This is a genomic window from Microbacterium jepli, from assembly GCF_047237905.1.
Lineage (GTDB): Bacteria > Actinomycetota > Actinomycetes > Actinomycetales > Microbacteriaceae > Microbacterium.
Window position 1 is genome coordinate 586,041 of the sequence record NZ_JBDFLW010000003.1, and the last position, 22,585, is coordinate 608,625.

Genomic DNA, 22,585 nt, shown 5'->3' on the forward strand with positions numbered 1-22,585 from the left:
GACGCGATGCGGACGCTCGCGGCCCTGCCCGGCATCGACGTCCGCGTCAGTCGGACGCGGCTGGTGCCCGAGCGCGACTCGGGAGCGGTGCACGAGTGGCACTACCTCGACACCGGTGCAGAGCTCGAGCAACTGGGTGTGCCCGTCGCGGGCACGATCCTCGCCGTCCACGGCAACCCCACCTGGTCCTACCTCTGGCGGGGCATCGTCTCCGCCTCGTTGGAGGCCGCCGCGGCGGGCAGACCCGCCTGGCGCGTGATCGCGGTCGACCAGCTCGACATGGGATTCTCCGCGCGGACCGGCGCCGCCCGTCCCCTCGCGCGCCGCGTCGCCGACCTGGGCGACCTCACCGCCGACCTGGGCCTCACCGGCCCCGTGGTGACCCTCGCGCACGACTGGGGCGGGCCGATCTCGCTCGGCTGGGCCGTGGACCACACCGAGCTGCTCGCGGGGGTCATCGCGCTGAACACCGCCGTGCACCACCCCGACGGCGTGCCCATTCCGGCTCCGCTCCGCCTCGCCGGCGCGCGCGGGGTGCTCGCAGGCGGCACCGTCCGCACGACCGCCTTCCTCGACACGACCCTGGCCCTCGGGCACCCGGCGCTCGCCCCGGAGGTCAAGGACGCCTTCCGCGCGCCCTACCGATCGGCGGCCCGCCGCACCGGGATCGGCGCGTTCGTCGCCGACATCCCCGTCGATGCGACGCATCCCAGTCACGCCGAGCTCCGTCGCATCTCGTCGGGGGTCGCCGCCCTCCACGTGCCGGCGCTGTTCCTGTGGGGCCCCGAGGATCCGATCTTCGGCGACCGGTACCTCGACGACCTGATCGACCGGATGCCGCACGCCGACGTGCACAGGTTCGAAGGCTCCGGACACCTCATCGCCGAGGACCGGCCCTACGCCGACGCCGTGCTGACCTGGCTCGGCGACAACGCGGCGCGGCTGACGGGCGCGGCCGCTGGATCGTCCACGGACGGTGCGGCGGAGCGGACCCCGGTCGCCGACGCGGTGGCGGCCGCGCGGGATGCGGCCGCCTTCGCGCCCCTCTGGTCGGCGCTCGACGCCCGGCGCGACGACGACGACGTGGCGGTCATCGACATGTCCGCGCGGGCCGGGCGTCCCGCGCGGGTGAGCTGGCGGCGGCTCGACGACCGTGTGCGCAACCTCGCGGCCGGGCTCCGCCGCATCGGCGTGCAGAAGGGGCAGCGCGTCTCCGTGCTCGTCCCGCCCGGCCCCACGCTCACGGCCGTCATCTACGCCTGTCTGCGCATCGGCGCGGTCGTCGTCGTCGCCGACGCCGGGCTCGGCGTGCGCGGGCTGTCGCGCGCGGTGCGCGGATCCTGGCCCGACGTCGTCATCGGGGAGCTGCCCGGGCTGGCGGCCGCGCGCGTGCTGGGCTGGCCCGGCATCCGCATCTCCGTCCCCCGCCTCCCGAAGGTCTCCGCGTCGGCACTCGGCGTCTCCCACGACCTCGCCGGCATCGCCGCCCTCGGCGCCACCGCACCGCTGCCGGCGGAGCCCGCGCCCGACGACCCCGCGGCGATCCTCTTCACCTCGGGTTCCACCGGGCCCGCGAAGGGCGTCGCGTACACGCACCGTCAGCTGTCCGCTCTCCGCGACATTCTCTCCGCACACTTCGGCGTGACGGCCGACACCGGCCTCGTCACGGGCTTCGCACCGTTCGCCCTGCTCGGTCCCGCGCTCGGCACCCGCTCGGCCACACCCGACATGGATGTCTCCGCGCCCAGCACCCTCACCGCCGCGGCGGTGGCGGCCGCCGTGCGGGCCTCCGATGCGCGCATGGTGTTCCTCTCCCCGGCGGCGATCCTCAATGTCGTCGCCACCGCGGACGCCCTGACGGCCGACGACCGGGCCGCCCTGGCGACGGTGCAGACGTTCCTCTCGACCGGCGCGCCTGTCGGCGAGCCGCTGCTGGCCGCCGCGGCCGGGCTCATGCCCGGCGCCGAGCCCCACACGCCGTACGGCATGACCGAGTGCCTCCTCGTCACGGACCTCACGCTCGCGGACATCCGGGGAGTGTCGGATGCCGCGGACCGCGGTGTCTGCGTCGGGCGCCCCATCGAGGGCAACACCGTGCTGATCGACCCTCTCGACGACGACGGCCGCCCCGGCGGTTCTCCCGGGTCGGAGACGGGGGTGCTCGGCGAAGTCGTCATCTCCGCGCCGCACCTCAAGACGTCGTACGACCGGCTGTGGCTGACGGACCGCTCCGCGGGCGCCGACGTGCCCGCGGAGGGCCGCTGGCACCGCACCGGCGACGTCGGCCACCTGGACGCCGACGGGCGGCTCTGGATCGAGGGTCGCCTGCCCCACGTGCTGACGATGACGGACGGCCCCGTCGCACCGGTCGGAGCCGAGCAGCAGATCGAGACCGCGCACGCCGTGCGCCGGGCCGCGGTCGTCGGCATCGGCCCGCACCGGCTGCGACAGGCGGTGGCGGTCGTGGAGACGACCCCGCCCGCCCGGCGTCCCGCACTGGCGGGACCCGAGGTGACCGCCGTCGTGCGCGGCGCGACCGACCTCCCGCTGGCCGCGGTGCTCGTGGTGCCGGAGCTGCCGACCGACATCCGCCACAACTCCAAGATCGACCGCACACGACTGTCGGTGTGGGCCGAGGGCGTGCTCTCGGGTGGACGGATGGCGCGGCCGTGATCGTCACCGTGACGGGCGCCTCCGGCTACCTGGGGCGCGCCGTCGCGGCGGAGCTCGTCGCCGCCGGCCACGAGGTGCGCACGCTGCAGCGACGCCCGAGCACCGTGGCCGGCGCCACGGACGTGCTCGGCTCGATCGGCGACGCCGCCGTCGTCGCGCGCGCCCTCGACGGCGCCGAGGGCGTCGTCCACCTCGCGGCGAAGGTGTCGCTCGCGGGCGACCCAGCCGAGTTCCGCACCGTCAACGTCGAGGGGACCAGACGGCTCCTCGACGAGGCCGGCCGAGCCGGGGCATCCCGATTCGTGCAGGTCTCTTCGCCGTCGGTCGCCCACGCCGGCGCCTCGCTCGCCGGCGTCGGAGCAGAGCCGGCCTCGCCGGCGGACGCCCGCGGCGAGTACGCGCGCACGAAGGCCGAAGCGGAGCTCCTCGCCCTCGCCCGCGACTCGGCGGCGATGCACGTCGTCGCCGTCCGCCCGCATCTCGTGTGGGGACCGGGCGACACGCAGCTCGTCGGCCGCATCGTCGACCGCGCGCGCCGCGGCCGGCTGCCGCTCCTCGACGGCGGGCGCGCCCTCATCGACTCCACGTACATCGACAACGCCGCGACCGGCGTCGCCGCGGCCCTGCATCAGGCCCCGTCGGCCCACGCCCGGGCGTTCGTCATCACGAACGGCGAGCCGCGACCCGTCGGCGAGCTGCTGGCCGGCATCTGCCTCGCCGCCGGCGTGCGGCCGCCCTCGTGGAGCATCCCCGCCGGGGTGGCCCGGGCGGCCGGCTCGCTGATCGAGCGCGCATGGGCGCTGCGCCCCGGCGCCGACGAGCCGCCGATGACGCGCTTCCTGGCCGAGCAGCTCTCCACCGCGCACTGGTTCGACCAGCGCGAGACGCGCGCGGCGCTGGAGTGGTCGCCGGCCGTGTCGATCGACGAGGGGCTGCGGCGCCTCGCGAGCCACGCGGCGGCGGCCCGCTAGCTCGACGGGTCCTGCCGCAGGACCGGCCTCGGCGCGCGGCGGCAGCACGACGTCGAGCATGCGCGATGTCTGCCTTTCTCTTGCGCTCCCTCATACGTCATTCATATGATGTTTGAAGGTGTCCCAAGCACCACCCGTCCACAAGGCCGTGATCGGATCGCGACTCCTGCGTACGGGCATTCCTCTCCGGACAAGGAGTCCACCCCGTGAAGATCAGCCATCTCCGCGGCGGAGCGTTGGCGGTGATCGGTGCCCTGGCGGTATCCGTCGCCGTTGCCACCCCCGCCGCAGCTGCTGCGCCGAAGACCCTCCACACCTCGCCGGACGGGTCGGGCGACGCCTGCACCGTCGGTGAGCCCTGCTCGCTGCCCACTGCCAAAGACCGCGTCAAGGACCTCGTCGCGGGAGGGGGCGTCGACGTCGTCGTCGAACTCGCCGACGGCACCTACCGCGTCGACCAGCCGCTCGAGTTCCGCCCCGAGGATGCCGGCGGCGCCGACGGCTCGGTGCGCTGGACCGCGGCACGCGGTGCGTCGCCCATCGTCTCCGGTGCCCAGCAGGTGTCGGGCTGGACCGTCTCGGACGCCGACGCCGGCATCTGGGTGGCGGACACGCCGCAGGGCGTCGACACCCGACAGCTCTACGTGAACGGCGTGTACGCCCAGCGCGCGCAGCGCCAGGTGGCCGGCGCCGATCTGGCGCTGGATGAGACCGGCATCACGCTGAAGAACCCCGACCTCGCGTTCATGAACGACCTCCCGCAGCCGGACCGGGTCGAGTTCGAGGCGAAGGGCGACTTCACCTACCGGTACTCGCCGGTGGCGTCGATCGCAGACAACAAGGCGACCATGGATCAGCCCGCGTGGGAGAACAACACGTGGGGGTGGGACACTCCGCAGTTCGCCCTCCTGGGCGGATCGACCTACTGGTTCTCCAACGCCCTGGCATTCATCGACGAGATGAACGAGTGGTACATCGATCCGGACGCCGGGAAGCTGTACTACAAGCCGGGTGCGGGGGTCGACCCGAACACGCTCGACGTCGAGCTCCCGCGGGTCGAGGTGCTCATGAGCATCGGCGGCACCTACGACGAGCCGCTGCAGAACCTCGCGTTCGAGGACATCACCTTCACCGGCACCTCCTGGCTCGGACCCTCCACCGACGGCTACGCCACCCAGCAGAACGGGTCGTACATCAAGGACCACTACGACTACCGGCCGGCTGACGCCTTCACCAGCTGCTCCCGCGGCTGCGAGCTCTTCGAGCGCGCGCGCACCAGCTGGTATCAGGAGCCGGCCGCCGTGCAGGTCTCGGCCGCGTCCGGGGTGCGCTTCGAGCGCAACCTCTTCATCACTCTGGGCTCCTCGGCCCTCGGCATCGGCAACGACACCAACGCCGCTCTGAGCGGCGTCGGCCTCGGAGCAAGCGACATCCAGGTGATCGGCAACCGCTTCACCGAGGTCGGCGGCCACGGCGTCTTCGTCGGCGGCAACCGTCCGGAGGCGCATCACCCCGATGACGAGCGCATGATCAACCACGACATCACGGTGGAGCACAACACCGTGACGCGGGCGGCGGTCGAGTACAAGGACAACTCCGGCATCCTGAGCACGTACGTCACGAACGCGCGCATCCAGAACAACGAGGTCTCCAACGTCGCCTACGACGGCATCGACACGGGCTACGGCTGGGGCATGAACGACGCCGGCGGCGCCGACGAGTACGCCAAGCGCGGCTACTACAACTGGAACACCCGGTACGAGACGCCGACCACGCTGAAGGACAACGTCGTCGCGGGCAACCTCGTGCACAACACCAAGTCGCAGTTCGCCGACGGCGGTTCGATCTACAACCTCTCGGCGAGCCCGGGGTCGGTGACGGAGCGGAACTACCTGTACAACGTCTCCGGTGTCGGCCTGTACCTCGACGAGGGCACGCGGTCGACGATCTACCGTCAGAACGTGCTGCAGGGCACCAGCCCGTGGGTGTTCACCAACGCCTACAACGCCACGAACACGAGCGACAACCTCATCACGCAGAACTGGTACAACTCGGGCGGTGCGCAGACCCCGAACCTCGAGGCGAACCGCAACCGGCTCGTGGACAACGTGCAGGTGTCGGGTCTGAACTGGCCGGATGCCGCGCGACAGGTGATCTGCGAGGCCGGGGTCCCCTCCGACCTCCGGACCACCCTCAACGGCAACCTCTTCAGCGAGAACGCCGCCTGTGGCAGCAGCGGTGATCCCGTCAAGAAGCCCTACTCGACGACGGCCACCTCGGCGTCGAGCTCGTACTTCGCCCAGGCCGACGGCTCGTTCGCGATCCGCGCCCAGGGCGCGGACGTGTGGGGCGGCGGCGGACAGCGCGACGACGCCTACGGGTCGATCTTCCAGAAGGACGCCGTCAACGGAGCCTCGAGCGTCTCGGCGCGCGTGGACACCATCGGCGACGCGAACGCATGGGCGAAGTCGGGCGTCATGATCCGCAACGACATCGACCAGCCCGGCGCGTCGGCCGGTTATGCGGTCGTGGCCGTCACGCCGCGCAACGGCGTCGCATTCCACTGGGACGCCGACGGCGACGGGTATGTCGAGAGCTCCGCCGCAGCGAGCGTGAACACGTTCCGCCCCGTCTGGGTCAAGCTCGACCGCGCAGGCGACCAGGTCAGCGCCTGGTACTCCTACGACGGCGCGAACTACGCGCAGGTCGGATCCACCGTCGCGCTGAAGAACGCGGCGGCGGTGCAGGATGCCGGCATCTTCTCGTCGTCGCACGACACCGGCCGTTCGGCCGTCAACGTGTTCAGCGATCTGAAGATCGAGCGCGACACCGTCAAGCCGACCGCGACGCTGACCGCGCCGACCACGGCAGGGCCGTTCTCGGCGCTGAACCTGCAGGTCGACGCCGCCGATGACCGCGGTCTGTCGAAGATCGTGGCCAACGTCTACAAGGGCGGCACGCTCGTGAAAAGCACGCAGTCCGCGGTGACGGGCGGTGCGACGAGCGCCACCCACACGGCGACGGTCTCGCTTCCCGACGGCGAGTACCAGCTGAAGTACAACGCGCACGACCTGGCCGGCAACGTCTCCAAGACGGGCACCTTCGCCTTCACGATCGACGCCACCGCGCCGACCGCGACGGTGAAGGACGGCGCCTCGTTCACCGTGGCGACGGGCGCGACCTACGACAAGGTGAGCTTCAAGCTCTACGACGCGGGCCGCATCGACAAGGTGGAGCTGAACGGGGTGGTGAAGGATCTGTCGAACAACGCCTGGTCCGACATCAACTTCGTGACGCCCGGCGTGTTCGGCGCCGTGCGAGGGGTGAACACCCTCGTGGTGTTCGACGTCGCGGGTAACACCGCGACGACGACCTTCACGCTCAACTGACGCACGACGAAGCCCCCTCGTTCCGGGAACGAGGGGGCTTCGTCATGCCCGGCGGGTCCGGAGCGGTCCCATGACGGTCAGCGCTGCACGGGGTCCGATGCGGAAGCGGCGAGCAGGTCCAGCTGGCGACGGTGGGGGAGGCTCTCCCAGTCGCCCCGGCCCAGGCAGGCGAACGCGCCGGCAGCCACCGCCGTGCCGAGGCGCTGCTCCGCGGGGGCGCCCGCGAGCAGCTCGGTGAGATAGCCCGCGACGAAGGCATCCCCGGCACCGACCGTGTCGACGGGCACGATCGGCACGGCGCTGCGCTGCAGCATCCGCCCGTCGTCGCGCACGAGCGCGCCGCGCTCGCCGAGCTTCAGCGCGACGACGGTGGGGCCGAGGGCGGCGATGCGGGTCACCAGCTCCTCCTCGTCGCCCGCGCCGACGAGGAGCTCGGCCTCGTCCGCTCCCGCGAAGACGAGATCAGCGGATGCCGCGAGCCTCCGGTAGAGCGGCCGAGGGTCCCGTCCGCGCCACAGCGACGGACGGTGGTTGACGTCTAAGGAGACCATGACGCCGGCCGAGCGTGCGGCATCGACGGCGCCTTCCACCGCCGCGGCGGCGGTCTCGGACAGCGCCGGCGTGATGCCGGTCACGTGCAGCACAGACGAGCCGCGGAGCAGTGCGGGGTCGATGTCGTCGGGTGCGAGCCGGCTGCCGGCGCTGCCGGCCCGCCAGTACTGAACCGAGATGCGACCCGGGGCGGACTCGGCCTTCATCATCGCCCCGGTGCCGGCCGCGTCGTCGATCCGCACCACCGCGTTCACGCCCTCGGCCCGGAGTTCGCGGGCGATGCGCCGACCGGCGACGTCGTCGCCGACGCGCCCCACCCACGTGGCCGTGCCGCCGAGTCGGGCGACGCCGATCGCGACGTTGCTCTCCGCGCCGCCGAACGACAGCCGGTAGGCGTCGCCCTCGCCCGACTCGACGGGGCGGAAGAGCGCCATCGTCTCGCCGAGGGTGACGAGCCCGCCGGTCATGCGGCCGCTCGTGCCCGCAGGGCCGCACGGCTCCGCTCGGTCACTCCGGACAGGTCGCCCGCGTCCAGCTCGCGTCGCGGCGCCAGCCAGCTGCCGCTGACCGCGGGAACGGCCGGGTGCGCCAGGTAGGCGGCGGCGTTGTCCGGGCCGACACCGCCGCTCGGCACGAACCCCACATCCGGGAAGACCGCCGCCAGTGCCTCGATCATCGCCAGGCCGCCGAGTCGATCGGCGGGGAAGAGCTTCACCGCGTCGAGCCCGTCGCGGCGCGCGCGCTGAACCTCGCTCGCCGTGGCCACGCCGGGCAGCACCGCCAGTCCGCGCGCGCGTGCGCGGTCGACGACGGCCTGGTCGTACCCCGGGCTGACGATGAACGTCGCCCCCGCGTCGGCGGCGCGGTCCACCTGCTCCTCGTCCAGCACCGTACCGGCGCCGATGGCGAACCCGTGCGGCGCGCCCGTGCTCATGGCCGTGAGCAGCTCCAGGGCGTGCGGCGTGCGCAGCGTGATCTCGGCGCAGGCGATACCGCCGGCATCCAGCGCCTGTGCGAGGTCGGCGCCGATGTCGGATCGGTCGGCGACGACGACGGGGATGATCGGATGCGGGCGCAGCCAGTCGGTCATCGCCCGAGCCACCCGCCGTCGACGGGGAGGATGACGCCGTCGACGTAGTCCGAGGCGCGGGAGGCCAGGAAGACCGTGGCGCCGCCGATGTCGGATGCCTCGCCCCAGCGACCGGCGGGGATCCGCTCGAGGATGCTGCGCGAGCGGTCGGCGTCCGCGCGGAGCGGCGCGGTGTTGTCCGTGGCGATGTAGCCCGGCGCGATGGCGTTCACATTCACTCCGCGGGGCGCCCACTCGTTCGCCAGGGCCTTCGTCAGCCCCGCGATCCCCGACTTCGCCGCCGCGTACCCGGGCACATTGATCCCGCCCTGGAAGCTCAGCAGCGATGCGGTGAAGATCACCTTGCCGGTACGGCGTTCGAGCATGCCCTGCGCCACCGCCTGGGTGAGGAGGAACGGGCTGCTGAGGTCGACCTCCACCACGCGGTCCCAGAGATCGGCGGGGTGCTCGGCGGCGGGAGCCCGCTCGATCGTGCCGGCGTTGTTGACGAGGATGTCGACCCTCCGGCCGCGCAGCTCATCGGCGAGGGCGAGGACCGCGGCGCGATCCGAGAAGTCGCACGCCACTGACGAGAACGTCCGGCCGTGCGCGGTGACGGCGCGGGCGACCGCGCTGTCGGCGGCGGCTTCGCGGGTGCTGACGGCGATGATGTCCGCTCCGGCGCCGGCGAGGGCATCCGCCATCGCCAGCCCGATGCCGCGGCTCGCGCCCGTGACGAGCGCGGTGCGTCCCGAGAGGTCGAACAGCGCGGCGGTCATCGGTCTCCGCCCACCGCGACGAGGAGCTTCAGCGCCTGACCGGCCTCGAGGGTCGTGAACGCGTCACCCGTCCGCTCCAGCGGGACGACGTCGGTGATCAGCGCGTCGGTCGGGATGGCCCGGCCGCCGGCCAGGAGGTCGACCGCCGTCTCGAAGTCCTGCCGCTGGTAGACGCGCGCACCCAGGAGGCGCAGCTCCCGCCAGAACACCCGCTGCAGGTCGATCTCGCGCGGCTGCGAGTGGATGGCCACCACGACGATCGTGCCGCGCACCTTGGCCAGCGCGGTCATCCCGCGCACCGCGGCCGCGGCTCCCGAGACCTCGAAGACGACGTCCGCACCGGCGCCCTGTGTCCAGTCCTCGACGGCTGCCGTCTGATCGACGGCCGTGGGGTCGAGCGTGGGGAAGCCGAGCTCGTCGATGGAGGCGCGACGCCCGGCATCCGGCTCGATGACGACGACCTCGGCGCCGACATGGCGGGCCACGCTGGCGATGAGCACGCCGATCGGACCTCCGCCGATCACGACGGCCTTGTCGCCCGCCGAAAGCTCGGAGCGCCGCACGTCGTGCACGGCGACCGCGACGGGCTCGACGAGGGCTCCTTCGCGCAGCGGAAGGTCTTTCGGAAGCCGGACCAGGGTGTCGGCGGGCACGTTCCAGAGCTCCTGGAGCGCGCCGGGGGAGTCGATCCCGATGAAGTCGAGGTTCTGGCAGATGTGCTCGTTGCCGGCGAGGCACGCGGGGCAGGTGCCGTCCCATGCGAGTGGCATCACCGTCACCCGGTCGCCCTCGGCCCAGCCGTCGACGCCGACGCCGAGGGCGGTGACGACGCCGCTCATCTCGTGTCCGAAGATCAGGGGATGCTGGACGCGAGCGTCCATGTCGCCGTGGAAGATGTGGAGGTCCGTGCCGCAGAGGCCGGCGTACGCGACGCGCACCTGCACCTGTCCGGGCTCGGGATCCTGCGGCTCCACGTCGACGGGGTTGACGGTTCGAGCCGAGACGTAGTGAAGTGCGCGCACGACGATTCCTCTCCGATGAGTGCGGATGAAAGCGACATCCGCCCCCTCACTGTACGGGTCTTTCCTCATAGGTCACATGTATGATCTAATGAATCCGCGAGCCGCAGGAGCGGCGAGTCGTCAACGACGTCGACCTTTTGAAGGACTTGAAATGGCCACACAGCATCGCCGCTTCTCCCGAGCCACTCGATTCGGAGCCCTCGCCATCGCCGGGCTCGCCGCCGTCGCCCTCAGCGGCTGCGGCGCGGACGCCGGCGGAGGAGGAGACTCCTCGCTCGGCTTCGCGCAGGCGAAGCAGGAGCCCGACAGCGCCATCACCGTCTGGGTCGACGCCACCCGCGAGCCGGTCATCGACGCCTTCCGTGCCGCGCACCCCGACATCGAGGTGAACGCGGAGACCTACGACGGCAACGCGAGCGGCTCGGCGAGCCTGCAGACCCGCATCGCCCTGTTCGACCAGGCCGGCGAGGGCTGGCCCGACGTCGTCTTCTCGACGCAAAACAACGACGCCTCCTGGGCATCCCGCGAGTCCAACGGCCAGCAGGCATTCGCCGCACCGGTGAACAAGGGCTGGTTCGACCAGGAGTTCCTCGACGGCTTCACCGCAGGATCCCTCGACCCCCTGACGGTCGACGGCACCACCTACGGATTGCGCAACGACCTCGCGCAGGTCGTGTTCTGGTACGACCAGTCGCTGTTCGACCAGCTCGGCTACGACGTCCCCACCACGTGGGAGGAGTACGAGGCGCTCAGCGACCGCGTCGCAGCCGAGAACCCCGGCTACCTCCTCGGCTCGGTCGGCGACGGCTTCCTGGGCTCGTACGTCTACTACTGGGGAGCGCAGGCGCCCATCTTCCAGCTCGACGGCAACGAGTTCACCTCCGACTTCGACGCGGAGAACTCGAAGAAGATGACCGATCTGCTCGACCACATGGTCGAGAACAAGACGCTGTCCACCGCGTCGGTCTTCGGCTCGGACTTCATCCAGCAGGCCCAGGGCAAGGTGCTCGGCATGCCGGCCCCGGTGTGGTTCACCGGCGCCATCTTCCAGAACCCGGACAGCCTGAACGTGCCCGCCGGTCAGCTCGGCGCCGGAGCGCCGCTGCACTGGGAGGGCCAGGACATCGGCACCGGCAACGTGGGCGGCGGAACGTGGCTCGCTTCGAGCCACTCCAAGAACCTGGATGCCGCGAAGACGTTCATGGAGTTCGCCACGAGTTCCGACGAGTACCAGGTCGACCTCGCGCCCGGCTTCCCCGCGTACGCGTCGGCCGGCGAGAAGTGGATCGCCCAGCAGGCTGCCGGCGGATACTTCGTCGGCGACTTCGAGCAGACCGTCGTGGATGCCGGTGCCCAGGTGTGGAGCGGCTGGGGCTTCCCGAGCTTCAGCGCCGAGACCGCGTACAGCAAGGTCGTCCTGCCCGCGCTCGCCGCCGGCAAGACGATCGGCGACGTCGCCGCGGACTGGCAGGCCGAGATCCTCAACGAGGCCCAGGTCCAGGGCTACACCGTCAACCGCTGAGCCCCCTCAGCCCACGAAAGGCCAGGCCATCGTCACCTCAACGATGACGCCGCTGACCGCCGGCGCGGAGACGCGCCGGCGGAAAGGCGATGAACGGCGTCGGAACCCCAATCGTTCGCAGTCCGCGATGGCCTACGCCTTCAGCTCGGGCTACGGGCTGCTGCTGCTCTTCTTCGGCATCGGCCCGGCGATCTACGCGATCTACCTCGCCTTCACACAGGCGGGCCGGTTCGCCGGCGTCGACAACTTCGTCAAGGTCTTCGCCGACTACCGCTTCTGGCCCGCCGTGCAGCACGTCTCGGCGTACCTCGTCATCTGGCTGCTCTTCCAGATCGTGTTCGTGGTGCTGCTGGCCCTCATCGTCCACAACATGGCCTCGCGCTGGCTGTCGACGTCGGCCCGCTTCATCTACTACATCCCGGGGGCGCTCGCCGGAGCATCCAGCGTCCTCCTCTGGCTGTTCCTCCTCGATCCGTCGGTCAGCCCCGTCTCGGGGATCCTGCGCGCCCTCGGCTTCGACTCGTTCGTCGCCACCGTCTCGCTCGACAACCTCCCGGTGATCTTCACGATCGTGTCGTTCTGGACGGGCGCCGGCCAGTGGATCGTCATCATGTACGGCGCGTTGAACAACATCAGCCCCGAGATCATGGAGGCCTCGCGCATGGACGGTGCGGGGCCGGTGAAGACCGCGTGGTACATCCAGCTCCCGCTGCTGCGCAAGTGGATCTCGTACATGGTCGTGATGTCGGTCGCCGCGGGGAGCCAGCTCTTCGTGGAGCCCCGCGTCCTCTCGCAGGCGAGCAAGGGCGTCGTCCCGCAGGACTACTCGCTGAACCAGCTCGCGTACCTCTATGCATTCCGGCAGAACGACTTCAACGGGTCCGCCGCGATCTCCCTGATCCTGCTGGCCGTCTCCCTGGCGCTGGCCGCCTTCTTCGTCTTCCGAGGAGGACTCTTTGAGCGCGACTGACATCGCGACCGATACCGCGACCCTCGTGCGCGCCGACGAGCGCGGCAGGGGGCGGCGCCGTGTCCGCCGCTCGTACACGCCCGGAGAATGGCTCGGTCGCGCCCTCGCGGCGGTCATCGCCCTCTTCTTCGCGGTCTTCTTCGTCCTGCCCCTCGTGTGGCTCCTGCTGGCGCCGACGAAGACGCCCCGCGAGCTGCTGCTCAACGGACCCTTCGATTTCGGGGCGTTCAGCACGCTCGCCGAGAACTGGAACGCCCTCATGGCCTTCCAGAACGGCATCGTCTGGACCTGGCTGGGCAACGCCGCGATGTACACCGGCGGCGCGCTGGTCATCACCCTCCTGGTGACGATCCCGGCGGGCTACGCGCTCGCCATGATCGACTTCAAGCTGCGGCGCACGCTGCTGGTGGTGACGCTGATCATCATGCTCGTCCCCAGCACGGCGCTCGTGCTGCCGACCTTCCTCGAGCTGAGCGCGGTCCGGCTGATCGGCAACCCGCTCGCCGTCATCCTTCCCTTCTCGTTCTTCCCGTTCGGGGTGTACCTCACCTACATCTACTTCTCGACGAGCATCTCGAAGGATCTCCTGGATGCCGCGAGGATCGACGGCGCGGGGGAGTGGCGCGTGTTCGCCCGCGTCGCGATGCCGCTCGCCACGCCGGTGATCGCGCTGGTCGGCTTCTTCAACGTCGTCGGCAACTGGAACAACTACTTCCTGCCGTTCGTGATGGTGCCGGGACGGCGCGCACCCATCCAGGTGGGTCTCGCCGAGCTGCTGTCCAATGTCCCGCTGTTCAACCCGACGTCGGCGGGCTCGGTCACGATCGAGCTGCCCGTGCTGGCTCTGGCCACCCTCGTGTCGGTGCTGCCGGTGCTGCTGATCTTCCTGTTCTCGCAGCGCTTCCTCGTGACCGGCATGACCGCCGGCGGAACGAAGGAGTGAGCGTGCTGCGCGTGGCCATGGTGTGCCGCATGGTGCCCGAGAAGCGCGAGGAGTATCTCGCGCTGCATCGCGCGGTCTGGCCCGGCGTCGAGCAGACCCTCCGCGACGGGAACATCCGGAACTTCACCATCTTCGTGCGCGGCGACGTGCTGTTCGGCTACTACGAGTACGTCGGCGACGACCTCGCCGCCGACGACGCGAAGATGGCCGCCGACCCCGTCACCCAGCAGTGGTGGGAGCGCACGCGGCCGTGCCAGCTGCCGTTCGACGCGGACGGAACCGAGCCGAACTGGCAGACGATGACCGAGGCCTGGCACCTGGACTGATCGGGCCGGCCGCCCGGCGACCGCCCTCCATCCGCTCGTGACGGGCCGAGCTCCCGCGGTCGCGCGTCAGCGTTCCCGGGCGGTCGGGAAGCGGCGACGCTGCCACGCGTCGAGGATGTGGGCCCGCATGGCGGCCTCCGCCTCGGCAGGATCGCCGGCAGCGATGGCGTCGTGCACCCTTCGGTGCTCCTCGAGGGTGATGTGGAAGGCGTCGGTGGACTGGTTGCCGACGAACCGGGCCGACTGACGGGCGCGACTGAACAGGATCTTCGTGATGCTGCTCGCCAGCTCGTTGCCCGACAGCGTCATGACGAGGAAGTGGAACTCGAGGTCGGCGTCTGGGAAGACCTCCGGGTCTTCGACGGACTCCTCCATCCGGCTCAGCGACTCCGTCACGAGCGCCAGCTGCTCGGGCGTGCGACGCTCGGCGGTGGCCGAGGTCATCGCCCCTTCGAGGGCCGCGCGGATGACGGCGATGTCGTCGAGCACGCCGAGGGAGGAGTCGTTCTCGAGCAGCACGGCGAGGACCACCGGGTCGAGGATGTTCCACGACGTCTTCGGCCGCACGATCGTGCCGCGGCCGGGTGCCACGCTGATGAGCCCCTTCTCCTCGATCCGCTTGACCGACTCGCGGATGACGGTCCGGCTCACCGCGAAGTGCTGCGCGAGCTTCTCCTCGGGCGGCAGGGCATCGCCGGGGGCAACGTCGCCCTTCACGATGGCCTCGACGAGGTCGTGCACCACGGCGACGCCCAGGCGCGCCGCAGGCAGCCGCGGCGTCGAGCTGCGCAGCGCCGACGCGGTGCCGGAGGGCGGGGTCTGCTCGCTCATGCGGTCAGCCTAGTCGCGGCTCCGGGTGCCCTCGGGCGGGTCGTGCCGATCGCCTTCGGGCACGAGGCGGAGGCCCGCGCGAACGGGTCGCACGTGCGGGCCGGCACCGACGAGCCAGCTCGCGCCGCGGTGGCCGCTTTCGGCGATGAGGGCCTCGTCCACGCTCACGCCGTGACCGGGGGTGTCGCCGAGCACGATGCCGCCGTCGGCGAACTCCTGATCGATGGTGAGGCCGAACGGAGCGCCGAGATCCTGCACCTCGGCGCTGAGGTGATTGGGAACGGACGCGGCCGCGTGCGCGACGGCCTGGTTCGCGGTGACGCCCACCGGGCTGATCGGGAGATCGCGGCCGTGGGCCAGCATGGCGACGCGCAGGAAGTGCGTGACGCCCCACGTGCAGCCCACCTGGACGATGTCGACGCCCCCGGCATCGAGGAGCGGCCGGAACTGCTCGAGACCGGTGAGGTTCTCGCCGGTGGCGACGGCGGCGCGGATGCTGCGGGTCAGCCGCGCATGTCCGTCGGCGTCCCAGCGGCGCAGGGGCTCTTCGACCCAGGTGAGATCCAGGTCGCGTTCGAGCTCGCTCACGTAGCGGACGGCCTGCTTGACGCTCCAGGACTCGTTGGCGTCGAACATCACGCCCGGTCGGCGCGAGTTGCGGCCCATCGCGTCGCGCACGATGTGGAGCCTGCGGCGGTCCACGTCGAGGTCGCGGCCGCCCTTGAGCTTGCCGCTGCTGAAGCCGAGGTCGGCCATCCGTCCGTAGAACGTCGCGAGCTCCTCGTCGGTGAGCGCGATGTCCAGGCCGGAGGCGTAACCCGTCACGAAGCGGTCTCGCCCGCCGAGCAGGCGCCAGAGGGGCTCGCCCGCCGCCTTCGCCTTGATGTCCCACAGCGCCATGTCGAAGGCGCCGATGCTGCCGAAGGTGGCGCCGGCGTGGCCCGCCTTGAACACGCGGGCGAGCATGCGGTCGTAAAGGGCGGTCACGGCGCGGGGATCCTCGCCGTCGATCGCGGGGAACAGGCGCGCCAGATCGCCGACGTGGCCCGTGCCGACACCGGTGATGCCTTCGTCGGTGTCGACGAGCACGACAGCCTCTTCGGTGATGCCCGAGGCGATGTGTCCGTTGACGTCCCCGATGGGCCGACCCCATTCGCGGAACGTGTGCAGAACGCGGTAACCGGTGACCTTCATATCGCCCTTGACTTCCTGCTGGCCGGCGCTCGGAGCGAGCACACAAAGAACATACATCATATGTTAGGGTCGCCACAGATGCCGGTCGTCCTCTCGGCGGCATCGGCTGCGATGACGGAGGAAGCGATGCGCACGCGCTCGACGGCGAGGACCCCGATGCTCACCGAGATCGGCTTCGGCGGTGCGCAGATCGGCAATCTCTCGCGTCCCATCGACGACGACGTCGCACGCGGAGCCGTCGACGCGGCCTGGGATGCGGGCATCCGATACTTCGACACCGCTCCGCACTACGGCCTGGGCCTCTCGGAGCGTCGACTCGGCGCTGCTCTGCGCGACCGCCCCCGTGACGACTATGTGCTGTCGACCAAGGTGGGGCGACTGCTGATCGATTCGCCGGAGACCGCGCACCTGCCGGACGACGACGGCTTCGCCGTCCCGGCCGCGGTGCGCCGCCGATGGGACTTCTCGCGCGACGGCATCCTCCGCTCCGTCGAGGAGAGCCTGGACCGCCTGGGCCTCGATCGCATCGACATCGCCTACCTCCACGACCCGGACGAGCACTGGGAGGCGGCCTCCACATCCGGCGTCGGCGCGCTGATCGAGCTGCGCGAGCAGGGCGTCGTGTCGGCGATCGGGGCGGGTATGAATCAGGCCGGCATGCTCGCCGACTTCGTCGAGCGCTGCGACGTCGACATGGTGATGGTCGCCGGCAGGTACACGCTGCTGGACGACGCGGCCGCCGAGCGGCTGCTGCCCCTCGCAGCGGAGCGCGGCGTGGGCGTAGTCGCCGCCGCCGTCTACAACTCCGGCCTGCTGAGCTCTCCCCGCCCGCCGGCGGAGGCCACCTACGACTACTCCACCGCGCCCGTAGAGCTGCGGGATCGCGCACATGCGATCGCCGACATCTGCGAGCGCCACGGCGTCGACCTGCCTTCCGCGGCCATCGCCCATCCTCTGCGACGGCCGGAGGTCGTCTCGGTGGTGGTGGGGCTGCGCACCCGCGAGCAGGTGGAGTCCACGCTGGAGCGGTATCGCACCCGCATCCCCGCGGCGGTGTGGACGGAGCTCACCGCGGCGGGCCTCGTCGCGGCATGACATGGCCGGGCGGCCGCGTGCCGTCCGTGACACGGTCGGGCGGCGCCTCCGCGCGGCCCCGAGAAGAGGAGATCCGATGAGACTGGCCAGACGGGGAGTTCCCGGTTCGGAACGCGTGATCGCCGAAGTGTCGGGGACGGGCCGCGTGCTGCCGCCCGAGTTCGGCGACCTGAATGGCGCCTTCCTCGAGAACGGTGCGCTCGAGCGGCTGTCGGGTCTGGATCTGTCGAGCCTTCCGCTCGACGACCTCGAGTCCGACGAGCGCTGGGCGGCGCCCATCGCGACCCCCGGCAAGGTGGTGTGCGTGGGGCTGAACTACCGCGACCACGCCGCGGAGACGGGCGCGGCGATCCCCGCGGAGCCGGTGGTGTTCATGAAGGACCCGTCCACGGTCGTCGGTCCGTTCGACGACGTCCTCATCCCGCGCGGCTCGGTCAAGACCGACTGGGAGGTCGAGCTCGGCGTGGTCATCGGCCGGACGGCGCGGTATCTCGACTCGATCGAGAGCGCGGCCGACTGCATCGCGGGCTACGTCGTATCGCATGACGTCAGCGAGCGCGAGTTCCAGCTCGAGCGCGGAGGCCAGTGGGACAAAGGCAAGAGCTGCGAGACCTTCAACCCGTGCGGGCCGTGGTTCGTGCCGGCCGACGAGGTCGCCGATCCCCAGGCCCTCCGCCTGTGGGCCACCGTGAACGGCGAGTCCCGACAGGACGGCACGACAGCCGACATGGTGTTCTCCGTGCTCGAGATCGTGCACTACCTCTCGCAGTTCATGGTGCTGCGGCCCGGTGACCTCATCAACACCGGAACACCGGCAGGCGTCGGACTCGGGATGCCGCAGCCCGTCTACCTGCGGGAGGGCGACGTCGTCGAGCTCGGCGTCGACGGCATGGGCGTCGCACGCCAGCGGATGGTCCAGGCGTGAGCGCGCCCGCCTCGGGGCTCACGGGCCTGGTCGCCGTCGTCACGGGAGGCGGGTCGGGCATCGGCCTGGCCACCGCGGAGCTACTGCGCGACCGCGGCGCGTCCGTCTGGTGCCTCGACGCCGCGAACGGCGACGCGAGTCCGGGCACGCGGCGCCTCACCTGCGACGTGCGGGACGAGGCATCCGTCTCCTCGGCCATCGCCACGGTGACGGAGGCGGAGGGGCGCATCGACCTGCTCGTCAACAACGCCGGCATCAGCGCCGTCGGCACGGTCGAGGCCTTCGACGAGGCGGAGTGGGCGAGGGTCCTCGGGGTCAACGTCGTCGGCATGGCACGCGTGAGCGCTGCGGCGCTGCCGTCGCTCCGGCAGTCGTCGACGCCGGTCATCGTCAACGTCTGCTCGATCGCGGCCCTCAACGGGCTGCCCGAGCGCGCCCTGTACTCCGCGTCGAAGGGAGCCGTGTACGCGCTGACGCTGGCGATGGCCACCGATCACGTGGGGGAGGGCATCCGCGTGAACGCGGTGAGCCCCGGCACGGTCGAGACGCCGTTCGTGACACGGATGCTGGAGGGATTCGCCGACCCGGTGGCCGAGCGCCAAGCCCTCGAGGCGCGGCAGGCCACCCGGCGGCTGGTGCAGCCCGACGAGGTGGCGCGGGCCATCGCCTATCTGGCCGATCCGGCGGCGTCGTCGACGACCGGCACGGTGCTGGACGTCGACGGCGGCGTCACGCGGCTGCGCGTGCGAACCACGCCGTGAGCGCGAGGAGAGAGAGGATGCGGGGATGATCGACGCGCACGTGCACCTGTGGGACCCGCGGGTTCTCACGTACGACTGGCTCGAGGGGACGCCCATCGATCGCCCCATGCTCCCGGCCGACTACGCCGGTGAGGGCACCGGGGCGACCGGCGCCGTCTTCGTGCAGGCCGCCGACGATGCCACCGACCCGGTCGACGAGGCACGGTGGGTCGCCTCGCTCGACTGGCCGGAGCTGATCGCCATCGTGGCAGGAGCCGATCTCGCGGCCGGTGCCGACGTAGTGGGCGCGCAGCTCGACGCCCTCGCGGCCGTGCCTCGTGTGAGCGGGGTGCGACACCTTCTGCAGGACACGGGTGTCGCGGCCTTCGACGACCTCGCGCCCGGCCTGAAGGAGCTCGCCGCGCGCGGCGGCACGTTCGACGCCTGCATCCGGCACCAGCAGCTGCCCGCCCTCATCGCGCTGCTGCGCGCGGCGCCGGAGCTGGTCGTCGTGCTCGACCACGTCGGCAAGCCGCCGATGCACGAGGGCATCGACAGTGACGCCGGAGCCGCTTGGGCCCGGTCGCTGGCCGAGCTGGCCGAGCGACCGGGCACCTTCGTGAAGCTCTCCGGCCTGACCGGCGAGGCGCCCGACGCGGAGGCGGTCGACCGCCACGCGAACGGGTTCCTTGCTCACGCCCTGGACGTCTTCGGCCCGGAGAGGGCCATGATCGCGACCGACTGGCCCGTCAGCACGACGTTCGGAGCCGGCGGCTCGGCAGGCGCGTGGGTCGAGCGTGTGCGCTCCCTCGTCACAGCTTCGGGCTGGGATGAGGTCGCCGACGGGACGGCGCGGCGGGTCTATCTGCCGCACGGCGCTGCCGCGCTCGCTGCGCGCGGGTGACGGGACTGACGCGCGCCGCTGAGAGGGCGCTGGCCGCGCTTGCGCCCCGGGCCGGGGCTCCGCGAGGCTGGAATGGCGCCGGCGACGGGCGGCTCGGCGCCGGGGGTCTCGATGCCCGCACGGGAGCGTACGCATGGGCATTCACCTCATCGGCGGAGGTCGCGACGAGGCACGTGTCGCCGCCGTCGTGGCCCCGTTCGTCCGCGACGCAGCAGCCGCGGCCGGTGATGACCCGCCGGTGATCGCGGTGCTGGTCGTCGTCGAAGCGCATGACACGGCCAGCGTCGACCGCTACCGCGCGATCCTCACCGCCGCCGGGGCGTCTCCGGCGAGCATACGCATACGGGTCGTCGTCGAGGGCGATCGCTTCGACGGAACGGCGGTGGCCGGTGCTCATGGGATCTTCGTCGGCGGCGGACTCACGCCGGCGTATCACGACGCTCTGATCGGCATCCGCGACGCGGTGCGCGAGCGCGTCGCGGCAGGCGCCGCGTACGCAGGTTTCTCGGCCGGCGCCGCCATCGTCCCTGACCGGGCCCTCGTGGGCGGCTATCGGTGGAGGGGTACCCAGGTCTCGCCAGAGGACGCCGGGGAGGAGCTCGACGAACTCGACGTCCGCGAGGGCCTGGGCCTCGTGGAGGGGAGCGTCGACGTGCACGCGGCTCAATGGGGGACCGTGTCCCGGCTGGTGGCCGCGGTAGCCGCCGGTCTCGTCCCGCACGGCGTGGCGATCGACGAGCACACCGCGTGGACCCTCTCAGCCGGTGGTCGCGATTCGGCGGTCGTCTCGGGCGACGGAGGCGTCTGGCTTATCGAGGCGATGTCGTCCGGCGTCCAGGTGTCGCTGCGGCGGCTCGCGAGCCACGGCGCAACTGGCCGCTAGTGCGATCCACCCACTCGTCACGCCGCTGAGGTCAGCGCGGTGGCATGAAGACCGCGGCGGCGGCTTGGATCTCTTTGTCGGTCGGCACCCGCACCTCGTAGTCGCGCGCCCTCACGTGAGCGAGGAAGTCGGCGTCGGGAGACACCCCGTAGGTCTGCACGTAGTAGGTGACGGGCCCGGTCCACACGAATTCGCCGTCGGTGCGGATCGTCATCGGCACGACCTTCTCGTCGCCCTTGAGGATGTCGACGCCCAGGGCCGTCGTGCGCATGACAACGGCGCCCGCCTCGAGGTACGCGCCGATGCGCGCGGCCTCGTCTGCAGGCAGTCGCTCCTCGTTGAGCGGAGGGCGCTGTCCGGCGGCGGTGGGCACCCAGCCGGGCTGGAACACGGAGACCTGCTTGACCATCGACGTCCTCACTCCTTCGGGCTGAACTGCACCCACGCACCGTTCGGCGGCCACGCCGGGGCGCCCGTGACGGGGTCGATGTCAGTCACGAACGGAGCCCCGTTCGGCTGCGACCACACCGGTTTCGTCGGCGCCGTCACGTCGACGCCGAGATTGTTCGACAGCTGCTGTGCGAACCCGTCGGGGTCGGCGCCGGTGTCGCACGAGAACAACCGTATCGGGGTCTGCCCGTCCCAGTCGGTGCGCCTGCGGACCACGTCGGCGAACGTCGCGGCATCCATCATCGTGCCGTCGCCGCCCTGGACCTGCTGCGGAGATCCGTGCAGGTCCAGGGCGTACTCGCCCGGGTAGATCGGCACATGCGACGCCGCGTCGCGATCCCCCTTCGGGAGGAAGTGCCACCCGGCGTCGGTCTTCCGCCCCCGGCGGGCGATGATGTCGCCCAGCCACCCTCGGGCGGTGGCGTCGCTGACGCTGTCCGCATCGAAGGTGTCCACGTCCCGCATCGCGCGCACGATGCTGTCGAGATGGTCGTCGAGGTTCGTCGTCAGCTGGGAGAGCTTGAGGTCGGTGTGGCGCATGCCGTCCAGCACCGCCTGGCGGAGCTCGCGCATGACCGGCTTGATCGACACCTGAGCCCCTCCCGACATCGCGGGGCGCCGACGCGTCCCGGTGCTCGAAACGCTAGAGGCTGACGCGGGGATCGGCGATGGAGAGAACTGCCCATCCGCTTCGCGCCCCGCGGCGTCGACTCCGCCGCCGGGTCAGTCGGGCAGCGGAACGGGCCGACGCGTGCGCGGGTCGACACGGAACGCGAGACGCGGCGGGATCTTGGTGAGATCCACCGACACGATGTCGACGGGGCGCGTCACCAGGCTCGCCGCCCGGTCGAGCACGCGCTGCCGGATGTCGTCGAGATCGAGTTCGCGGGCACCGTCGAGTCGGACGACCCGATGCGAGCCGAGCACCGAGCCCTGGTCGTCATGCACGACGAAGTCGCGGGTCTCGACGGCCTTCGCAGGCGACTCGGCCTGCGGGGTCAGGTCGTGGATCAGCCCCAGCGCCGATGCCGTCTCGACGCCTTCGGCCTGGAGCTGGAAGGTGACCTGGTCGGTCTCGAGCCACACGAGGTTGTCCGTCTCCTTGTTAGGCATAGGAATCCCGAAGGGACCGGATGGCGTCAGCTCCGTCTCGATGTACGCGAGCGCGTACTGCCGGCGGAAGCTCTGGAAGCGCTGGCCGTCTGCCAGGGAGAGCGCACTCAGCTGGATATGCGCAAGGATCTGCCGGGCGGGGAAACGCGCCTCGTGCGTCGCCCACCCGAGGTCGCCTCGGCGGGCCAGCCACGCCCCGTAGAACACCTGTGACATCGAACGTCCTCCCGTCGC

General features: G+C 71.2%; 21 protein-coding genes. 12 read left to right on the forward strand and 9 right to left on the reverse strand.

Features of this window, described 5'->3' with window-relative positions:
- Window positions 1-6: 6 nt before the first annotated feature.
- The 3 genes from ABC304_RS03390 (at window position 7) to ABC304_RS03400 (ending at window position 7,033) form a co-directional block, all read left to right on the forward strand.
- The gene (locus ABC304_RS03390) at window positions 7-2,673 is read left to right on the forward strand and encodes an alpha/beta fold hydrolase (RefSeq protein WP_412929057.1); all 2,667 of its coding nucleotides are present in this window, start codon (window positions 7-9) and stop codon (window positions 2,671-2,673) included.
- Window positions 2,670-3,644, forward strand: a complete 975-nt coding sequence (locus ABC304_RS03395) for an NAD-dependent epimerase/dehydratase family protein (RefSeq protein ID WP_412928956.1) — start codon at window positions 2,670-2,672, stop codon at window positions 3,642-3,644. The genes ABC304_RS03390 and ABC304_RS03395 overlap by 4 nt, the downstream gene beginning before the upstream one ends.
- A 206-nt stretch (window positions 3,645-3,850) precedes the next feature.
- The gene (locus ABC304_RS03400) at window positions 3,851-7,033 is read left to right on the forward strand and encodes a right-handed parallel beta-helix repeat-containing protein (protein WP_412928957.1); all 3,183 of its coding nucleotides are present in this window, start codon (window positions 3,851-3,853) and stop codon (window positions 7,031-7,033) included.
- 77 nt (window positions 7,034-7,110) lie between these two features.
- Here the strand turns inward: ABC304_RS03400 and ABC304_RS03405 are convergent, their stop codons facing one another.
- Genes ABC304_RS03405 through ABC304_RS03420 form a run of 4 tightly spaced genes read right to left on the reverse strand, consistent with a single transcriptional unit; the run spans window position 7,111 to window position 10,455 of the window.
- The gene (locus ABC304_RS03405; protein WP_412928958.1) at window positions 7,111-8,052 is read right to left on the reverse strand and encodes a sugar kinase; all 942 of its coding nucleotides are present in this window, start codon (window positions 8,050-8,052) and stop codon (window positions 7,111-7,113) included.
- Window positions 8,049-8,675: a bifunctional 4-hydroxy-2-oxoglutarate aldolase/2-dehydro-3-deoxy-phosphogluconate aldolase gene (locus ABC304_RS03410; protein ID WP_412928959.1), complete on the reverse strand. Its 627-nt coding sequence runs from the start codon at window positions 8,673-8,675 to the stop codon at window positions 8,049-8,051. The genes ABC304_RS03405 and ABC304_RS03410 overlap by 4 nt, the downstream gene beginning before the upstream one ends.
- Complete coding sequence (locus tag ABC304_RS03415) at window positions 8,672-9,433, reverse strand: SDR family oxidoreductase (RefSeq protein WP_412928961.1); 762 nt, start codon at window positions 9,431-9,433, stop codon at window positions 8,672-8,674. Before ABC304_RS03415 ends, ABC304_RS03410 begins: the two co-directional genes overlap by 4 nt.
- Window positions 9,430-10,455, reverse strand: a complete 1,026-nt coding sequence (locus ABC304_RS03420) for a zinc-dependent alcohol dehydrogenase (RefSeq protein WP_412928962.1) — start codon at window positions 10,453-10,455, stop codon at window positions 9,430-9,432. Before ABC304_RS03420 ends, ABC304_RS03415 begins: the two co-directional genes overlap by 4 nt.
- Window positions 10,456-10,606: 151 nt before the next feature.
- On the opposite strand from ABC304_RS03420, the gene ABC304_RS03425 reads away from it, so the two are divergent.
- From ABC304_RS03425 to ABC304_RS03440, 4 genes are all read left to right on the forward strand, one after another.
- A complete protein-coding gene (locus tag ABC304_RS03425) occupies window positions 10,607-11,977 on the forward strand; it encodes an ABC transporter substrate-binding protein (RefSeq protein WP_412928964.1) in 1,371 nt (456 codons plus the stop codon).
- Window positions 11,978-12,104: 127 nt separating this feature from the next.
- Entirely contained in the window at window positions 12,105-12,947 is an 843-nt protein-coding gene (locus tag ABC304_RS03430) for a carbohydrate ABC transporter permease (protein WP_412928966.1), read from the forward strand.
- Window positions 12,934-13,890 carry a carbohydrate ABC transporter permease gene (locus ABC304_RS03435; RefSeq protein WP_412928968.1) on the forward strand — a complete coding sequence of 319 codons (957 nt, stop codon included), beginning with the start codon at window positions 12,934-12,936 and terminating at the stop codon, window positions 13,888-13,890. The genes ABC304_RS03430 and ABC304_RS03435 overlap by 14 nt, the downstream gene beginning before the upstream one ends.
- Before the next feature lie 2 nt (window positions 13,891-13,892).
- A complete protein-coding gene (locus ABC304_RS03440) occupies window positions 13,893-14,216 on the forward strand; it encodes an L-rhamnose mutarotase (RefSeq protein ID WP_412928970.1) in 324 nt (107 codons plus the stop codon).
- A 66-nt stretch (window positions 14,217-14,282) separates the two neighbouring features.
- Here the strand turns inward: ABC304_RS03440 and ABC304_RS03445 are convergent, their stop codons facing one another.
- A complete protein-coding gene (locus ABC304_RS03445) occupies window positions 14,283-15,047 on the reverse strand; it encodes a FadR/GntR family transcriptional regulator (RefSeq protein WP_412928972.1) in 765 nt (254 codons plus the stop codon).
- Window positions 15,048-15,056: 9 nt separating this feature from the next.
- Window positions 15,057-16,283, reverse strand: coding sequence for a mandelate racemase/muconate lactonizing enzyme family protein (locus ABC304_RS03450; protein ID WP_412928973.1), 1,227 nt, complete (start codon window positions 16,281-16,283; stop codon window positions 15,057-15,059).
- Between the two features lie 84 nt (window positions 16,284-16,367).
- Between ABC304_RS03450 and ABC304_RS03455 the strand changes: the two genes are divergently transcribed.
- From ABC304_RS03455 to ABC304_RS03475, 5 genes are all read left to right on the forward strand, one after another.
- Window positions 16,368-17,336 (forward strand): aldo/keto reductase, encoded by a 969-nt coding sequence (locus tag ABC304_RS03455; RefSeq protein WP_412929058.1) that lies wholly within the window; start codon window positions 16,368-16,370, stop codon window positions 17,334-17,336.
- Window positions 17,337-17,412: 76 nt separating this feature from the next.
- Window positions 17,413-18,261 (forward strand): fumarylacetoacetate hydrolase family protein, encoded by an 849-nt coding sequence (locus tag ABC304_RS03460; RefSeq protein ID WP_412928975.1) that lies wholly within the window; start codon window positions 17,413-17,415, stop codon window positions 18,259-18,261.
- Window positions 18,258-19,022 carry an SDR family NAD(P)-dependent oxidoreductase gene (locus ABC304_RS03465; protein ID WP_412928977.1) on the forward strand — a complete coding sequence of 255 codons (765 nt, stop codon included), beginning with the start codon at window positions 18,258-18,260 and terminating at the stop codon, window positions 19,020-19,022. The genes ABC304_RS03460 and ABC304_RS03465 overlap by 4 nt, the downstream gene beginning before the upstream one ends.
- Before the next feature lie 25 nt (window positions 19,023-19,047).
- A complete protein-coding gene (locus tag ABC304_RS03470; RefSeq protein WP_412928980.1) occupies window positions 19,048-19,905 on the forward strand; it encodes an amidohydrolase family protein in 858 nt (285 codons plus the stop codon).
- 133 nt (window positions 19,906-20,038) lie between these two features.
- The gene (locus tag ABC304_RS03475) at window positions 20,039-20,788 is read left to right on the forward strand and encodes a type 1 glutamine amidotransferase family protein (protein ID WP_412928981.1); all 750 of its coding nucleotides are present in this window, start codon (window positions 20,039-20,041) and stop codon (window positions 20,786-20,788) included.
- A gap of 31 nt (window positions 20,789-20,819) precedes the next feature.
- Here the strand turns inward: ABC304_RS03475 and ABC304_RS03480 are convergent, their stop codons facing one another.
- The 3 genes from ABC304_RS03480 to ABC304_RS03490 form a co-directional block, all read right to left on the reverse strand.
- Window positions 20,820-21,197 carry a hypothetical protein gene (locus tag ABC304_RS03480; RefSeq protein ID WP_412928982.1) on the reverse strand — a complete coding sequence of 126 codons (378 nt, stop codon included), beginning with the start codon at window positions 21,195-21,197 and terminating at the stop codon, window positions 20,820-20,822.
- A gap of 8 nt (window positions 21,198-21,205) precedes the next feature.
- Window positions 21,206-21,829, reverse strand: coding sequence for a hypothetical protein (locus tag ABC304_RS03485; protein WP_412928983.1), 624 nt, complete (start codon window positions 21,827-21,829; stop codon window positions 21,206-21,208).
- Window positions 21,830-21,961: 132 nt separating this feature from the next.
- A complete protein-coding gene (locus ABC304_RS03490) occupies window positions 21,962-22,567 on the reverse strand; it encodes a hypothetical protein (protein ID WP_412928984.1) in 606 nt (201 codons plus the stop codon).
- Window positions 22,568-22,585: the final 18 nt, after the last annotated feature.

What these genes read in the sequence shown, in the direction of transcription:
- ABC304_RS03405 (WP_412928958.1), bottom strand. Translation starts at nt 8,052, where the DNA reads ATGACCGGCGGGCTCGTCACCCTCGGCGAGACGATGGCGCTCTTCCGC.
- ABC304_RS03415 (WP_412928961.1), bottom strand. Translation starts at nt 9,433, where the DNA reads ATGACCGCCGCGCTGTTCGACCTCTCGGGACGCACCGCGCTCGTCACG.
- ABC304_RS03410 (WP_412928959.1), bottom strand. Translation starts at nt 8,675, where the DNA reads ATGACCGACTGGCTGCGCCCGCATCCGATCATCCCCGTCGTCGTCGCC.
- ABC304_RS03475 (WP_412928981.1), top strand. Translation starts at nt 20,039, where the DNA reads ATGGGCATTCACCTCATCGGCGGAGGTCGCGACGAGGCACGTGTCGCC.
- ABC304_RS03490 (WP_412928984.1), bottom strand. Translation starts at nt 22,567, where the DNA reads ATGTCACAGGTGTTCTACGGGGCGTGGCTGGCCCGCCGAGGCGACCTC.
- ABC304_RS03390 (WP_412929057.1), top strand. Translation starts at nt 7, where the DNA reads ATGCGGACGCTCGCGGCCCTGCCCGGCATCGACGTCCGCGTCAGTCGG.
- ABC304_RS03445 (WP_412928972.1), bottom strand. Translation starts at nt 15,047, where the DNA reads ATGAGCGAGCAGACCCCGCCCTCCGGCACCGCGTCGGCGCTGCGCAGC.
- ABC304_RS03425 (WP_412928964.1), top strand. Translation starts at nt 10,607, where the DNA reads ATGGCCACACAGCATCGCCGCTTCTCCCGAGCCACTCGATTCGGAGCC.
- ABC304_RS03455 (WP_412929058.1), top strand. Translation starts at nt 16,368, where the DNA reads ATGCGCACGCGCTCGACGGCGAGGACCCCGATGCTCACCGAGATCGGC.
- ABC304_RS03480 (WP_412928982.1), bottom strand. Translation starts at nt 21,197, where the DNA reads ATGGTCAAGCAGGTCTCCGTGTTCCAGCCCGGCTGGGTGCCCACCGCC.
- ABC304_RS03460 (WP_412928975.1), top strand. Translation starts at nt 17,413, where the DNA reads ATGAGACTGGCCAGACGGGGAGTTCCCGGTTCGGAACGCGTGATCGCC.
- ABC304_RS03430 (WP_412928966.1), top strand. Translation starts at nt 12,105, where the DNA reads ATGGCCTACGCCTTCAGCTCGGGCTACGGGCTGCTGCTGCTCTTCTTC.
- ABC304_RS03470 (WP_412928980.1), top strand. Translation starts at nt 19,048, where the DNA reads ATGATCGACGCGCACGTGCACCTGTGGGACCCGCGGGTTCTCACGTAC.